The sequence below is a fragment of the Reticulibacter mediterranei genome, assembly GCF_016587455.1.
The window spans coordinates 1,637,673-1,652,830 of the sequence record NZ_BNJK01000001.1 but is presented as its reverse complement, the minus strand read 5'-3'; the positions used below and the strand labels follow the sequence as shown (position 1 = coordinate 1,652,830).

The following is a 15,158-nucleotide window of genomic DNA, read 5'->3' as shown; positions in this document are numbered from 1 at the left end:
GCAACCTTAGAGATAGGAGTCATCCCTGACGGCGAGCAGATCTTCTTCTATCTCCTGCCATGTTTGCAATTCAATTTCCGGATGGCTCAGTTGTTGCCGCTGTTGCATCACTTGCTGGGATTTCATTGTGACCCGTTGTCGGAACTCAGCGATGATAGGGCGTTGCGTCTCGGGTTTGGGCATGACCCGGAGTTCTAAGATCGATGGAGGATAGAACTCATATTTATGGAATGCCAACGCGATGAGATCACTGTATGTCGCCAGCAATGCAAGCCGCTGCAACGAAAAATATCCAGGTTGTGTGCTTGAGGCCAGCAGACAACCCGCGATGCGTCCTTCGAGACGAACTGGATGAGCGGCTGCACTGATTTCATACACATCCGAAAAAGCAGGAATAGTTCCGCTTTTGCGCAGGTCGTCGTTGCTGACAATGTGGCGCACTTCTACGGCATAGCCCGACAATGATTCAAGGCCCAGGAAGAGTACATCATGCTCAAGATCGGCTGTCCAGGGCGGTGTGCCTTTGCCTACACGCTCTCGCAAACTGTGGATTTTCCCGTCACGTGGCGAAGGTGGCATACATTGGATGAGTTTGATCGCCATACCAAGATTGTTGGGATCGAGTTGAGCAAGCGCTTGTTTTAACACCACATCACAGATGCGCCAGAAAAGCAGACTTTCGGTGGTCGTTGTACGAATATTTAACACCTGAGCAAAGAATTCGGCTGGGATTTGATTGGAGGTATCTTCTATGAGCCAGGTATGGATATCCTGGTACTGGCGTTCAAGCGCATCAAGTAATTCCTGGCGATGAGCGGGTTGTACCACCTGGACTAAACGTACCAGATGGTTTTTATGTGGTTTTGACTCCCCACTAGCCCAGCGCGTTAAAGTCATATTCGTCACACCCAGAGCTGCCGCCAGGCGTTGACGTTCGGCCGTTGACTTAATAATCCCCTGCAAAACGTTTGACCATGATGGTAGGGGGGTACCCATAGCATTCGACCTCTTTACTCTGCTAATTTTTGCTCGCTCTGGCTTATGATAGCAGAGGTAACGCTTTGCGTCAACTGCTAACTCGATATTTGATGTATATTCCATGAAATCTTGTCACTATGTGCAAAACTTTCATGAAATCTTTATATCGGCCTTCCTCGAAGCATAGCAGGCGCTCTCTTCTTTCTTTCGGAGCAGGGTTGCCTCGCGCTTTTACCGGGACGGTATGGTAAAATGCAAGCAAGGCGCTCACTCAGGGGACAGGGAGAAGACCGCGAATGTATTTGTACTGCTGGTAAGATCAAATCCAGGTAGAACGTCTGGAGGGTAGTAAATGTGCCGATCAGAAACCGCAGCAAAATTTCCCTTCGCTATCGTGTCTGATGATGGAGTTTTACGCATGCGCGGCCTCGGGCTACTCCTTGCGCGTATAGCTTGGATTGTGGTTGTTGTGCCAATCTATATCCTGTTGATCGTTACTGTTCCGTCCTATTTTGCCTCTCTTCATCAGCTTCATCCCCCTTCTGGTCAGGTATTTACCGTGCAACTTACTGCTGCTGATCTCCCTCTTCTGCAATCGTTAGGGCTTTCTCTTGATATCTATGCCCTGATTATGTTTCTCTCCAGTCTGCTCCTTGAAATTTGCTATGCCGCTGTTGGGATAGTGTTGTTCTGGCGCAGATCAGATGATCGCGCCGCCTTGTTGACTTCTTTTGCCTTGATGATGCTGCCCTTTGGGTTTTCCGATGTGACTCTGCATACTCTACCCCCTGATTGGATATGGCTGATTCCGGTGGTAGGCGCTCTTGGTAATGCCAGCCTCCTGTCTTGTGGATATGTGTTCCCGGATGGACAATTTGTGCCTCGTTGGACCCGCTGGCTGCTCCTGGCTCTCCTGGTATATTGGCTGGTGGTGGCTATCTTTCCTTCCTGGCAAATCGATCAATCCTGGTTTAGCCTGACGCTCTTTCTCGGTTTTGCTGTCAGTACTTTGCTGGCCCAGTTGTACCGCTATCGTTACGTCTCTACTCCGCGTCAACGCCAACAGACTCGCTGGGCGGTGTTTGGCGTCGTGGTCGCTGTTGCTGGCAATATTATCCCTCGCCTGCTCTATTATCTTGTGTTTTCCCCGCTGTCTCATGGCAGCCCTCTGGCCTTTGCGCTCGAAGTGAATCTCATCATGTACTCTATGTTGGGAATCCCTTTTACCGTTGGCATTGCCATTCTCTCTTCTCACTTATGGGACATTGATGTCATCATCAATCGCACGTTGGTCTATGTGGCGTTGACGACAACGCTCGTTCTGGTCTATATCATCATGGTCTTTACGATGCAGCTTCTTTTGCATGATATTATCAGTCAGGCATGGAACTCTGAGGTGACGATTATTGGCTCTACTTTAGCGATTGCAGCGCTTTTTCAGCCTCTTCGTCATCATCTCCAGCAAATAATTGATCGCCATTTTTATCGACAGAAATATAATGCCGCTCGTACCCTGGCAACTCTTAGTGCTACATTACGCGATGAAGTCGATTTGAACCAACTCAGTGAACAATTAAGAGCAGTGGTTGAGGAGACGGTGCAGCCAACGCATGTCTCGCTCTGGTTGCGTGGTTTTGAACAGCCGAAAAAAAGCCAGCCCTTGTTGCAACCTCGCAGCAATGAAGAGGAAGATCTGCCTTGATGGTCATATGCAGGTTGAGCAATCTCCCCTTGAGCGTGGTTAGCAAAAGAGGTACAATGAAGCCAATGCACCGTTTGCAGGTGCTTTTGTTTTGTGCTGCGGAAAGGGGCGTGATTATTACGAGTCAGGAACGAGAAATATCGGCAGAAATAGATGAACAGGAGGCCAGGCGGCTTGCCCAGCGCGAGAATGCCAAGCATGTGTTACGCGAAAGTGGGCTGGCGGATATGTTGCAGGCCGTCAATCGCAACCTGTTAAAGGGGCGCGGCTGGTTTGAAGAATACGATACCCTGGTCCTTTTTAAGTGGGGGACCGGTTATACAAAGCGTCATATCTGGGTTGAAGTCGAGGGCAGCAATATTCGCTTCAGATTGCTTCCTCATCGCAAATGTGCTGCAACGGTTCCCATCTGTGATGGTGAGTACCACACCTTGACCCAGGCGATGTGGTCGAATCATGATCTGCTCCAGGAAGAATTACACAGGCGTTACGATAGGCCGGTCGCGGAGTCTTCGTCCGATTAGATAGGTTCTAGCGGCAGTTGACGCGCTGTGCCCATGTTATTCATAAATCTGGTGAGAGTGCGCGAGTAGGGGTCTGAGTAGAAATCTTCTCGCTCCTCTTCACTTCCCCAACTGAACAGGCTTAAAAAGGTTGTTCCAGATTGAGAAGGAGCGTTGATGCTGCCGGTACGTCTGGCAGCTTTCGTGTCTTCTTCATATGTACTGCGAGCCAGGAATGCGAAAGCCAGCATTGGTCGCATGGCATAGTGGCGCAACCCTTCGACATATTTTTGTTGTAAAAATTCGATCTGGTCGGGATGGGCTGTGCATAAATGGGCGGTAGCCACAATGGGGTTCGCTGCTGGACGGCTATATCCCCAGAGATAGCGCATCTGCCATTGTTGTGGAGGCGCTGTCAGGAGTTCTTTAGCCGATCCAAGCAACAGTTGCTTTGGATTATATCGCTCTTGCGCCCTCTGCCAGTTCTCCTCATCATCCCAGGTGGTCAACATGATATAGTACGAATGAGAGGTTGATTGTGTTGGGGAATGAACTGTGGCATCGTTTCTGCGGCTGCGGTAGAAGCGCGATGAGACCAGCCCTGGAGCGTTGCGCACGGTATCTGAAATAAAGCGGATGCGTGCCAGGACATCTGCATCTCTGCCTGATGTTGTATATGCAACTGTGACGATCAGTAATTCCATGTGTGCTTTCTTAAATATTTTTAGGATAAGAGTGTCTGTATGACGGGCATAGCATAGCATATGGCTGTTGCTGACGCAACAAGTCTAATCGAGTGTCACATTGTTTAACCACATATATAGCTGACCTCTTGTGTGTACTGAGTGCCTCCTGTATACTGCTCTCTAGATAATGATGTACTGCATTCACCAGGAGGTGTTTCAATGCTTGACCCTGATGTGGCCCGTAACGCCGTCGAGTGGAGACAGGCGCGGCCAGAAGATGCTGCTATCTGGGTTTCGGTCACACGACGTAGTGCTGATCAACTTCATTTTGAGCCGGAAGATGCGCAAATAGCTCGCTATAAAGAGGAAGTTCCCGATATGCAAGCTCAGCGTTATCTGCTCTGGCGAGAAGACGCTCCCATAGGACGGCTGCGTTTTTTCTCTCATGAAAGCACTGCTGAATTGGACGGGCTGGTCCTGTTACCAGAGGCTGGCGGCAGCGTTGCTGTACAGGTGGTTGGTGAGGCTCTGGTGCGTGCAGCTGCTTCAGGTGTACGTTACTTAAAAGCAACCTATCCCGCTGCGTATATCGCCTCTTTTGCTTCTGCAGGCTTTCAGGAACTACGCCGCCGCACGGTGATGGTTGCCTCTACTGATCTTTCCATGCCACAACTCCCGTTGCCTGGCTCTCTGCGTGTACGTGAAATGCATCCCGATGAGGGGGAGCAGGTCGGCATCCTATTGCAGCGAGCATATACAGGGGGACCAGACTGCATTCACCCTGATGTGGCTGGTTGGCGTGCTGAAGTGCGTGCTCTTCAGGAGGGGCGCTTTGGTCCGTTTATTCCCGAAAGCTGTTTTGTGGTTGAGCATAGTCTTGATCGTTACCATCTTGCTGGTGCCATTCTCACTCATCTGGAGCGTGGAGTTCCCCGCATACGCCATATGGCTGTAGCTCCCTCGTTCCGTCACGTTGGCCTCGGTCAATTTCTCGCCGTCAGAGCGATGCGACGTTTGCGTGATCTGGGGCACACGACGGTCCTGCTGAATGTGACGTTGGGTATCCCAGCTGTGAATCTCTATCATCGCCTGGGCTTTATTGAAGCCGGTCCCACCTATATTGAAGCGGAACGTATGCTTCCCAGGTAATCCAGCACCCTGGAAGATTGCCAAATGATCTGGTTAAACCTCATGAAAAGGGAGGTTGCTTATGACGAAGCAACCTCCCTCTCTGTAAAAACATCTGCTAGCTGACGATCTGGATACTACTATCTTGCTGAATGCTGAGAATAACTGGTGCGGATTTAGTACCAGTGAGCAGGATGTTGTTCCAATTTTGCAAGGCGATGGGGCCACTGACACCAGCGAACTGTTCCACACTGATGTTTTTGACGAGCGTTGCCGGGGTTGGTATTTTGCTCTCGTCAGTGATAGGGCCAATACCGCGTGCGACGATCTCGATACCATCTGCAAAGAAGAGTGCTCCCTGATCCAGTGCTGCTGTACCGCTACAGGAGCTACCCCGAGTTGCAAAGGACGTGCAGAAGGTCGCGTAAAATTGCTTCTGCCAGCCGCCATCCGTTGGTGGCCGTGCGGCGGAGGAGAGCGCGATATACACGCGGGGCATTGTTAATTGTTGTTGGCGTGCCCACTGCACCAGCCCTTGCAATGCTAATGGTTGCACAAATTCGCCGCCAATCATGAGCGCTGGTTGTTCCTTTTGTGGCAGCCTGGCAATTGCTTGCGCCAATGTGACGGCATCGCTGGTCAGCAGCGGGGCGAAAATCAGGTCGGGTCGTGGCCTGGCCTGCAATGCATCGTTGAGACCGGCAAGTAAGTCATCACGCGATGCCTGGGGGCGTCCATTTGTGTCTGACAGGCCGCTGGCAACCGCCGTTTCTCTGGCAACGATATGTGTGCCGGAGAATTTGCCCAATGTAACGATGAAACTGTCGGCAGAGTCTTTAGATGATGGATTGCCTGGATCATAAAAGACGGCTACATTGCGTGCATGCAATTGTTTATAGGCATAGCTGGCACCCAGCGCGCTTTGTGCTGCATCGTCGGGCGAAAAGCGGATAAAGGCAAAGCCGGGGGCGCAGTGGCGATAGAGCGATGTTTGCGTCAATACATCCGAAATGAATAGCCCTGTTGCCGTTGGTGCGATCAATGGGATTCCTGCCCGGCACAGGACAGGTAAAACAACCTGCGTCAGACTGCTCGGACCAGTTCCCAGCACGGCCAGCACTGAATGATTGTTATCTGCTAACAGGCCAAAGTGCTTGAGATCGGGCGTTGAGAGCATTGATGAGATCGTGTTGGCGACTTCTAACGCGCCCGACTCTATGCCAGTTGTATTGGCCAGAACCAGATAGAGCAGTGGGGCATGATCTGCCGCTTGCATTTGCCGGGCGTTATACTGTTGCTGGCTGATAAAAGCTCCTACCAGTTCCTGAGTGTAGGCGGCGTAAAGCTGATGCCGATCCGTTCCTCCGTGTGGATCAGCCTTTCCAGGTCCGCTATCGAAGCTCACAACGACGATGGAGAATGGCCGTCCCGATTGACGAACATGTAAGTTTTCGCGATAGATAGCCGCTTCCGCGCCATTGCAGCCCGTCGTGTCATTTTGTACCACATTGGTTGCTGTTTGTAGGAGCTTATCCGCTCGCGCAAAATCAGCTTTCTGCATAGCCTGAGCCGCTTCGCGCTTCGCTTGATAGCTCTGAGAGTTACATGCGTCATAGATCTTCAACCCATCACTGATGCCAACTCCATCTGGCGTTGGTATGAGGTGGACCGGTGCAGGTGGCGAATGATAAATAGATTCGTGCCAGTTGATTCCTAGATATGTGCTGAGCGATGCAAATAAAATAATCAGAATGAGCGCACCATATGAAAGCGCCATTGGCGCTATTGGCAGTTGACCACCACGAAAAAAGCCCGTGAGTATCCAATACATGGCTCGGAAGGGATCACGAACGGGTTGGCGGCGATACTTACGTGTGGCTTTTGCTTCTTGCTTGTAAAGATCTAACAGGACGAGACAGCCTGCATCACAGCGTACTAAATGGTCTTGTATTTCTGGATAAAGCTCTGCAACATTCAGGCCACTATCCATTGCCTCTACATACCCTGGCAGCAGTTGCCGACACTGTTGACAGGTTATTGTCCCCTCGGCAATCGGGCCCCGCTCATCAGATGCTGCAACGGGTTCTATTGGTATCGCTGATGCCGGAGATCCTATTTGTGGAACTTTGGCAGGCTGTTCCGATTGTTTCTCGCGCTCGATTGTGAGCGGAGCAGTTTCATGCAGTAAGGTGTTCAGACCGGCAGGGGTTGATTGATAAGACGAGGCGACTTCAGCGACACGGCGCGTCTTTCTCTTCCTGCGTGGCCGTGACGTTGCCTCCTGAGAAGTCGCAGCCTGGATACAACGTGGGCATGACGCGATATGTTGCTGGGCAGCCTCTACAGCTTCCTCGGGCACTGCATCAGGATCTTGATTGCGTTCTGCTAATACAGATACGGCGAATGCGCATGCAGGGGGGAGTCGTTCTTCCGTTGCCATCGCACCCTCATTAATAAAAAGAATAAAATAATCTTATTGGCGCGAAAAGGTACGCAGGGCATAAGTGACCTGTTGTTCCAGCGTCATCGCCTGATCTTGCGGGATTTTTGCCATTGCAGCCTGGGCTTCGCTGTTACTGAAGCCAAGACCGATCAGCGCCTCCAGCACCTCGGCCTGGATCTTTCCTGCTGGTGTTGCCCCTTCGGTGCCAGTTGCAGCAAGAGTGGGCAGCTTTCCTTTCAATGCAAGGATAAGCTGTGCTGCCAGCCGTTTGCCAACTCCGCGAGCCAACCCCAGACGTTGTTGATCTTCGTCCGCAATAGCTTTATAGAGCGTGGGAGCGTCCATAACTGATAATAGGGCCAGGGCAACCTTTGGTCCCACCCCATTGACTGCGATGAGTTGCTCGAAGGCGTCCCGATCTGCCTCTGTCGCAAAGCCATAGAGCGCTATGCCATCTTCCCGCATATGAAAGTGGGTATAGAGACTAACCTCCATACCTGCTTCGTTTAAGCGACTGAGCGTTGTGGATGGAGCGAAAACTAGTAGACTGAAGCCGCCAACGCGGATGATTGCCTGGTCTGCTCGACACGCTTCCAGTGTTCCATGAATGCTTGTGATCATCGCTCCAAACCGTACCTCTTCTATTCACTATAGACTGTAACGCCTTTTTGTCTGTGTCAGTAACTATTGATTGTTGGCGATAGGAGAAAAAGATGCTGATCCTGTTAGCAACGAATAGAGCCGTATCCTTGTGCTGGCTCCTATCATAGCATAGGAGGGTGCGCCTGCAAAGAGTGACCTGAAAAAGGCATCAGGCAATTGTCAGTGCTTGCCCAAACGGGGGGGAGAAATGTCGCCTGCTCGATGACCTTTACCTGCTGGATTCGGTGTAGCTGGCGAAACTTTTCGTGTAGGGGATGGTATTGAGATGACAAATAGCAACGGCGGCAGCATCAGCAGCATCGTCTGGACGTGGAACCGCGCGCAATTTGAGCAGAATGCGCACCATTTCTCCCACCTGCTCTTTGCCAGCTCCTCCGTATCCTGTCACAGCCTGCTTCACCTGTTTGGGGGTATATTCTGCAACGGAGAGGCCACCATTTGCCAGTGCAAGCATTGCCACTCCTCGCGCCTGTCCTACGGTCATGGCCGTGCGTGCATTTTTTGCGAAAAATAGCTCTTCCATTGCAGCTTCATCAGGTTTGAAGGTCGCTATGATGTTGCTCAGACCTTCATAGATGAGCTGTAGACGCTGCGCGAGTGGCATTTTGGCGGGTGTAGTGATGACATCACAGGCCAGCATATTATAGTCGCTGCCCTGTGCCATCACTACCGCGTAGCCAACAATTGCCGTGCCTGGATCGATGCCCAGAGCCACGCGTGGACGAGGAGATGACGCGGTTCCCCGTGAAGTATCCAATCTTTTTACCTTCTTATGTTGATGGATTAGCTGTAAGATGCCGCGAATGCTTCTGGGAAGTCGGCATTTGTATGCACGTTCTGTACGTCGTCCAGGTCTTCGAGTCTTTCAATCAAGCGAATAGCCTGGTGCGCTACCTTCTCATCCGCCAGTTCAACTTTCGTCTTTGGTATCATTGTGCTTTCGGACTTCAGAACTTTATACTTTTGTTCTTCTAATGCTTGACGTACTTGCTCCAGGTTTGACGGGTCGGTATAGATGGTCAGGATTTCGTCGTCGGCGGTAGCAGGCTCTACGTCGTCAGCCCCCATCTCAATTGCTTCAATCGAAAGCTCGTCGGGATCATGTCCCTCCAGCTCTACCTCGATGACCCCTTTTGCCTCAAAGAGCCAGTCCACACAGCCATTTTCACCCATGTTTCCACCATTGCGGTTAAAGGCATTGCGTACCTCGGCTACCGTGCGGTTGCGATTCTCTGTGAGCGTCTGTACAAGGATAGCAGTGCCGCCCGGACCATATCCCTCGTACGTAATCTCGTCGTAATTGCCACCTTCTGTTCCGCCCATCGCTCGTTTGATGGTGCGCTCAATGTTATCCATTGGCATGTTTGCGTCGCGTGCGCGCTGTACTGCCATGCGCAAGCGGAAATTCGCGTTCGTGTCACCACTTCCGCCCTCACGTACGGCGACAACGATTTCACGGCCTAATCGTGTAAAGAGTTGTCCTCTGCGAGCGTCGTTGACACCCTTTGATCGGCGAATTTGCGCCCACTTGGAATGACCTGACATATCGTTGCTCCTCCGACCTTTCTGGTTTTGCTAGTTCGATGATAAATATACCTCAAGCATATGCTTTGTCTCGTGCTTTCAGGACTGATGGCGCTATTGTAACACGAAGAGGCTTGAAGCGTCGAGAGGGACAAGCCTTCCCTTTGTCAAGCGTAACATTTCCAACTGCTATGATGCAAGCTTCTCTATATGTTGTGATGTTAGTGATATGCTGCTGATTGCGCCTCTTCCCATCGTTCAATGGCCTGATTTACTTTTTCAGGTTGTTCGCGCATAACATAGTGACCTGCATCTGGAATAATACAGAGCGTTGAAGCTGTGAGTTGTTGATGCAGGTATTCGCTATATTTGACAGGAGTAAGATGATCTTCTTCTCCACAGATAATTAGGGTAGGTAAGGAGATTTCCTGTAGCCTGCTCATTACATCGAAGCTATTGCAGACTGCGAGATCTCGATACAAAATCGTTGGTCCCGGGGTTGCCTGTTCTGATAGGATTGCAGGCACGATGCTGACTTGCCGGGCAGGTGCAGTGGCTAATTCGACGAGTTGCTGCCGTGCCTCCTGGGGCGTTGTTCTTGCACGTTCAAGAATGGTGGGAAGCACACGGAGGCGCGCTCCGGTTCCAATGAGAATCAGGCCGCTCAATTCTTGACTATACTCCAGTGCAATTGTGAGCGCGATAGCACCGCCCAATGAATGACCAGCGAGAATCGGCTGCTCAACGTGCAATTCGTGCTTGATAATTTCTCGTGCAGCTCTGGCATAATCTTGAATGGTAACATCTGAAGAGAAAATATCTGGTCGTTGACCATGCCCCGGCAGATCGACGGCGAAAACATTATTGCGGCCATGCTGGCTAAAATGCTCCAACTGCAATCGCCAGATGGATGTACTGTCGGCTGAGCCATGCAGGAAGATCAATGGTCGATTCATCGGCAAAGCCCTTTCGTTGCAAAATATGTACCATTTTCCTCCATTATAAACGATGGCAGCCTTTTGCCTCTTGAGTGTGCAGAGATTAGCGATTATGATACACTGAGGCGGCGTTGTGCAAGAGGTCGTCATCTCATGTTAAAATGCTGAGCATTCACAACATTCTGGGCTGGTTCACGTAGTAATTGAAGTAAGGTGTGTGATGGAGAGAAGTAACTCATGGCCAAAGGGAACACGTCAGGGATTAGGTCAAACAGGCGAGCGTCTGGCAGCTGAGCGATTGGTACAGTGTGGGTATCGCATCCTGGAGCGTAACGTCCGCAGCCGTTATGGCGAAATAGATATCGTGGCAGAAGAGGGGGACGATCTGGTTTTTGTCGAGGTGAAGACACGACGTGGAGTAGCATACGGACTTCCTGAAGAGGCGGTCACTGTGCGTAAACAGCAAAAGCTGATAGAGCTTGCATTGTATTATCTCGATGCGCATGCTTGCTCAGAACGGTCATGGCGCATCGATGTGGTCGCGGTGCAGTTGAGCAGTAGTGGGAAATTTGAGGAAATACGTATCTATCAACATGCAGTTAGCGAATAGACAGAGATCCTGCACATACTATAGAATATGGCGAGTGAGCAAATATTCAGATCAAATATTGGAGGCAGATGATGAGCGACTTTATTGAGTCTGCAAAGAATCTCGTAAACTCGGCTGTCAGCCGCACAGGTTGGGAAGCTCAAAAGCAGATGCGGGTGCGTGGCAAACAGGGAGAGATTGATAAGTTGTTGGAACAGCGTCAGAAGTTGTTAGATGACCTTGCGTTGACAGCAATGAATCTCTACCAGCAGGGGGCGCTGACCGACTCACGGCTTTCGCGCCTGTGTGCCAGCGTGCTTGAATTAGATCATGATGTGAAGACGCGTGAGGGGCAGCTCCAGGATATTAAAAATGAGGCGTATTCGCCAGATCAGTATGGCTCAGTACAGACCCCAGACTATACGCCGCCACCTGTGAACCCGACGCCATCTGCGAACGCTGGAACCAGTCAACAGGCTGGTGCATCTGCTGGAGCGCAGTCGCTTTGTCCGAATTGCGGCCAACCTATCCGCGCCAATGCCCTTTATTGTCGCAACTGCGGGGCAAAACTACGCTAGTCAGCAAGGAGCCTGGTAGAGACTATTGAAGAGCGCGGCAGAGAAAGCTAGAAGATAGCTTGTGAAAGGCTCTTATGCTATAATAAGTATCACCGTCTTCAATAAGTGTAGTTGAGAGAGCCAGAAACCTGCTCATGTTTTGGAGGGATGGTCTGGAGATGGGAAGTTTTTATCAGTGTACAGTGGATGTAGGTGACACAAAACGTGCATAAAGATGGTATTGTGAGCGATCAATTGCCGGAAGAGGTTCTTGAGATTATCAGCCAAAGCGCGGCACAAACGCAGCATCTTGGCAAGCTGTTGGGTGAGCTTTTGCGCGGCAAAGAACTGCTTTTACTGGATGGCAATCTTGGGGCGGGCAAAACAACCTTTACGCAGGGATTGGCGCAAGGAATGGGCATTGCAGAGGTGATCAACAGCCCTACTTTTACCCTTCTGAAAGAATATGCCGGTCGATCACTCTCTCCATCGGATGTTTCTGACTCTCCATTAGAGCCGATGTTGCGCAAACGATTTGCAGGCCGGCTCGCTCTCTATCACTTTGATTTATACCGTCTGAATGAACCAGATGAACTATTTGATCTTGGTTTTGATGACTATTTTGCTAGCTCCGGTGTATGTGTTGTCGAATGGGCGGATAAAGCTGATGAGTTTTGGCCTCCCGAACGGCTCTATATCCGCTTGCAATTGATTGATGAAGTGCAGCGCCGTCTGCTTTTCGTAGCGACGGGTTCGCGCTATTGTGAATTGTTGCGCCAGTTTCAGAAGAATATCTATGCTACTACTAGCTCTTGATACCTCTACACGTCAGGCCAGCATTGCTTTGTGTTCAGAGAACGAGCTATATGGCGAATATAGCTGGCACGTGGGGAATAATCACAGCGTGGAACTGTTAGAGAGTATTCGTCATCTGCTGGCTGAATGTCAGGTGACGTTTCAGGATCTCGATGCTATCGCTGTGGCAACTGGGCCTGGATCTTTTAATGGCGTGCGTGTTGCTCTGGCTACCGCGAAGGCTCTTGCTTTTTCATTACAAAAGTCGCTGATTGGTGTTCCCACGTTAGATGTGATTGCTGCTCAACAACAGCAATGGCGTGGTCCCGTCTGTGCTGTGTTGGAAGCGGGGCGCTCGGAATTGTATGCCGCCTGTTATCTGTTTGACGAACAGCTCACAAATACTGGTGATCTCACCTATACGATGAGACGCGAGAGCGATTATCTCTTATTCACCCCTCAACAACTGGCAGCCCATTTGCAGGCACAAGGACAGCTAGATCAGAATGTGCCACTGCTCTTTGCCGGTGAGTTGAGTGTGGCTTCTCGTCAGACATTGTACGCGTCTCTGCAAGAGAAAAGTCGCTTTGTGTATGGTATGCAGGCAAGCAGGCAAGCATCTCTCCTGGCGAGACTTGCAATGCAGCGCTTGTTTGAAGGCAAGGAAGATGATCCGTTAGTTATCGAACCGCTGTATCTGCGGCGTCCTTCTATCACGAAAAGTGTACGAAAACAGCCGCTATTAGGTGGGGGAGAGCAGGCTTCCAGGGATCAAGCTACGACAGAAAGGGAAGAAGGTGCGTTACGTCATTGACCGCATGACGATGTCGGACGTGCCTCGCGTTATAGAGATTGAGCGCCTGGCCTATCCGTCAACCTGGCCTCCCAGCGCGTATCGCAAGGAGTTACAGGATAATCGTTGGGCGCATTATATTGTATTGCGCGACAAGCATATTACAGAGGAACGTCTGGTTGTAGATCAGCAGGAGCAGGAGAGGCCACGCAAGAGCCGCCTTTTCCCTCTCTCTCTCTTACCCAGCCGCCCTGCTGTTACTGTCCCATCGCCAGATCTGGCAGCTATTATCGGTTTTGCTGGTTTGTGGCTTATGGTTGATGAGGCCCATATTACCACGATTGCTATGCATCCTAACTATCGGAGGCAGGGATTAGGCGAGTTTTTATTGGTCAGCCTCATTGATATCGCGTATGATATTGGGGCGAAATGGGTCACTCTTGAGGTGCGTGTTTCTAACTATACTGCGCAAAACCTCTATCGTAAATATGGTTTTCGCGAGGCTGGCTTGCGTCATCGCTACTACAGCGATAACCAGGAAGATGCCTTGATTATGTGGACTGATGAGATCAATTCCCCGGGCTATAAACAAAAATTTCAGGAATTGAAATCAATGTTGCTGCAAAAACTGGAAGCACAGTAAATATCGTTCCAGTTGGATAAATTCTACAAATAGGAACTGGTCGCATGCTCATACTTGGTATTGAAAGCTCCTGTGATGAAACCGGAGCTGCGCTGATGGAAGATGGTCGCTATCTACTTTCAAACGTTGTGGCTTCTCAAATAGAGATTCATAACCGTTATGGGGGAGTAGTGCCCGAAGTTGCCTCGCGCCAACAACTGGCAAGTATTATTCCCGTAGTCGAAACGGCTATGGAGCAGGCAGGCCGTTCCTGGAATGAGATCGATGCCATCGCCGCCACTTATGGGCCAGGGCTGGCTGGATCGTTGCTGGTTGGTTTGACCGTGGGAAAAGCTCTGGCGCTTGCTCACAATTTGCCTTTTATCGGCGTCAATCATCTGGAGGCGCACATTTATGCAAACTGGTTGCGTGGTTCGGGTGATCGACCTGCTTCTGCTCATAATGATTGGCGTTATCATGAAGGTGACCCTGCCTTTCCTTTAATCTGCTTGATTGTTTCCGGCGCTCATAGCGAACTGGTGCTTGTGCGCGATCATGGGGACTACGAACTGCTTGGTTGCACTCGTGACGATGCGGCTGGAGAAGCTTTCGATAAAGTCGCGCGTATCCTGGGCCTCGGCTATCCCGGTGGTCCTGCGATTCAAAAGGCGGCTCAAAAGGCGGAAGAGGAGATGCAACAGCAGCACAAGGCGGTGAGCGCTGCTCGCAAGGCCTATCGCCTCCCTCGTGCCTGGTTGCGTGGAACCTATGATTTCAGCTTCAGCGGGGTGAAAACGGCGATGCTGCATCTGGCGGAAGGGGCAACCGAGCAATCGGTATCTGCACCTGTGGGCGCTGCGAATAAACAGATCAGTCGCTATACACGGATGGGAGCGCAGCAGGGAGCCTCTGACGTGTCCTTGCTTGCTGCCAGCTTTCAGGAAGCGGTTGTCGAGGTGCTGGCCGTAAAAACACGGCAGGCAGCTCAGGAGTATCAGGTGAAGCAGGTCGTGCTGGCCGGTGGGGTGGCTGCTAATCTCAGTTTACGCACCCATTTAGAGCAGGAATTGGCTCCTCTGGGCGTTCGCCTGACGTATCCACCAATCGAATTTTGTACAGATAACGCTGCTATGATTGCTAGCGCTGCTTTCTTTCATCTCTGTCGTGGTGAACGGCATGAGCTTGATCTCGATGTTGAGCCAGGATTAAGTTTGCCATTTAGAAAGTGAGGAAGTAC

General features: G+C 50.9%; 16 protein-coding genes. 9 read left to right on the top strand and 7 right to left on the bottom strand.

The window, feature by feature from the left end:
• Positions 1 to 6 precede the first annotated feature (6 nt).
• Complete coding sequence (locus K3T83_RS07215) at positions 7 to 996, bottom strand: GAF domain-containing protein (protein WP_220202294.1); 990 nt, start codon at positions 994 to 996, stop codon at positions 7 to 9.
• 334 nt (positions 997 to 1,330) lie between these two features.
• Here K3T83_RS07215 and K3T83_RS07210 point away from each other — a divergent pair, with 334 nt between their 5' ends.
• Both K3T83_RS07210 and K3T83_RS07205 read left to right on the top strand, forming a co-directional pair.
• Positions 1,331 to 2,680 (top strand): hypothetical protein, encoded by a 1,350-nt coding sequence (locus K3T83_RS07210; RefSeq protein ID WP_220202293.1) that lies wholly within the window; start codon positions 1,331 to 1,333, stop codon positions 2,678 to 2,680.
• A gap of 56 nt (positions 2,681 to 2,736) precedes the next feature.
• The gene (locus K3T83_RS07205) at positions 2,737 to 3,204 is read left to right on the top strand and encodes a hypothetical protein (RefSeq protein ID WP_220202292.1); all 468 of its coding nucleotides are present in this window, start codon (positions 2,737 to 2,739) and stop codon (positions 3,202 to 3,204) included.
• Here K3T83_RS07205 and K3T83_RS07200 read toward each other — a convergent pair.
• Positions 3,201 to 3,887, bottom strand: coding sequence for a hypothetical protein (locus K3T83_RS07200; RefSeq protein WP_220202291.1), 687 nt, complete (start codon positions 3,885 to 3,887; stop codon positions 3,201 to 3,203). The genes K3T83_RS07205 and K3T83_RS07200 overlap by 4 nt on opposite strands.
• Positions 3,888 to 4,088: 201 nt before the next feature.
• Between K3T83_RS07200 and K3T83_RS07195 the strand changes: the two genes are divergently transcribed.
• A complete protein-coding gene (locus K3T83_RS07195; RefSeq protein WP_220202290.1) occupies positions 4,089 to 5,018 on the top strand; it encodes a GNAT family N-acetyltransferase in 930 nt (309 codons plus the stop codon).
• 97 nt (positions 5,019 to 5,115) lie between these two features.
• Here the strand turns inward: K3T83_RS07195 and K3T83_RS07190 are convergent, their stop codons facing one another.
• The 5 genes from K3T83_RS07190 to K3T83_RS07170 all read right to left on the bottom strand — a co-directional run bounded on the left by K3T83_RS07190 (position 5,116) and on the right by K3T83_RS07170 (position 10,583).
• Complete coding sequence (locus tag K3T83_RS07190) at positions 5,116 to 7,437, bottom strand: type 1 periplasmic-binding domain-containing protein (protein WP_220202289.1); 2,322 nt, start codon at positions 7,435 to 7,437, stop codon at positions 5,116 to 5,118.
• Between the two features lie 33 nt (positions 7,438 to 7,470).
• Positions 7,471 to 8,061, bottom strand: coding sequence for a Holliday junction branch migration protein RuvA (ruvA, locus tag K3T83_RS07185; protein ID WP_220202288.1), 591 nt, complete (start codon positions 8,059 to 8,061; stop codon positions 7,471 to 7,473).
• Positions 8,062 to 8,311: 250 nt separating this feature from the next.
• On the bottom strand, positions 8,312 to 8,860 hold the full coding sequence (gene ruvC / locus K3T83_RS07180; RefSeq protein ID WP_220202287.1) for a crossover junction endodeoxyribonuclease RuvC: 549 nt from the start codon (positions 8,858 to 8,860) through the stop codon (positions 8,312 to 8,314).
• 26 nt (positions 8,861 to 8,886) lie between these two features.
• Complete coding sequence (locus K3T83_RS07175; protein WP_220202286.1) at positions 8,887 to 9,648, bottom strand: YebC/PmpR family DNA-binding transcriptional regulator; 762 nt, start codon at positions 9,646 to 9,648, stop codon at positions 8,887 to 8,889.
• A 200-nt stretch (positions 9,649 to 9,848) separates the two neighbouring features.
• Entirely contained in the window at positions 9,849 to 10,583 is a 735-nt protein-coding gene (locus K3T83_RS07170) for an alpha/beta fold hydrolase (protein WP_220202285.1), read from the bottom strand.
• A 202-nt stretch (positions 10,584 to 10,785) separates the two neighbouring features.
• Here K3T83_RS07170 and K3T83_RS07165 point away from each other — a divergent pair, with 202 nt between their 5' ends.
• The 6 genes from K3T83_RS07165 (at position 10,786) to tsaD (ending at position 15,150) form a co-directional block, all read left to right on the top strand.
• Positions 10,786 to 11,175 (top strand): YraN family protein, encoded by a 390-nt coding sequence (locus K3T83_RS07165; protein WP_220202284.1) that lies wholly within the window; start codon positions 10,786 to 10,788, stop codon positions 11,173 to 11,175.
• A 68-nt stretch (positions 11,176 to 11,243) separates the two neighbouring features.
• Positions 11,244 to 11,732 (top strand): zinc-ribbon domain-containing protein, encoded by a 489-nt coding sequence (locus tag K3T83_RS07160; RefSeq protein ID WP_220202283.1) that lies wholly within the window; start codon positions 11,244 to 11,246, stop codon positions 11,730 to 11,732.
• A 204-nt stretch (positions 11,733 to 11,936) separates the two neighbouring features.
• On the top strand, positions 11,937 to 12,527 hold the full coding sequence (tsaE, locus tag K3T83_RS07155; RefSeq protein ID WP_220202282.1) for a tRNA (adenosine(37)-N6)-threonylcarbamoyltransferase complex ATPase subunit type 1 TsaE: 591 nt from the start codon (positions 11,937 to 11,939) through the stop codon (positions 12,525 to 12,527).
• A complete protein-coding gene (gene tsaB / locus K3T83_RS07150) occupies positions 12,508 to 13,320 on the top strand; it encodes a tRNA (adenosine(37)-N6)-threonylcarbamoyltransferase complex dimerization subunit type 1 TsaB (RefSeq protein ID WP_220202281.1) in 813 nt (270 codons plus the stop codon). The genes tsaE and tsaB overlap by 20 nt, the downstream gene beginning before the upstream one ends.
• A complete protein-coding gene (gene rimI, locus K3T83_RS07145) occupies positions 13,304 to 13,942 on the top strand; it encodes a ribosomal protein S18-alanine N-acetyltransferase (RefSeq protein ID WP_220202280.1) in 639 nt (212 codons plus the stop codon). Before tsaB ends, rimI begins: the two co-directional genes overlap by 17 nt.
• Before the next feature lie 44 nt (positions 13,943 to 13,986).
• Complete coding sequence (gene tsaD, locus K3T83_RS07140; RefSeq protein ID WP_220202279.1) at positions 13,987 to 15,150, top strand: tRNA (adenosine(37)-N6)-threonylcarbamoyltransferase complex transferase subunit TsaD; 1,164 nt, start codon at positions 13,987 to 13,989, stop codon at positions 15,148 to 15,150.
• Positions 15,151 to 15,158 lie beyond the last annotated feature (8 nt).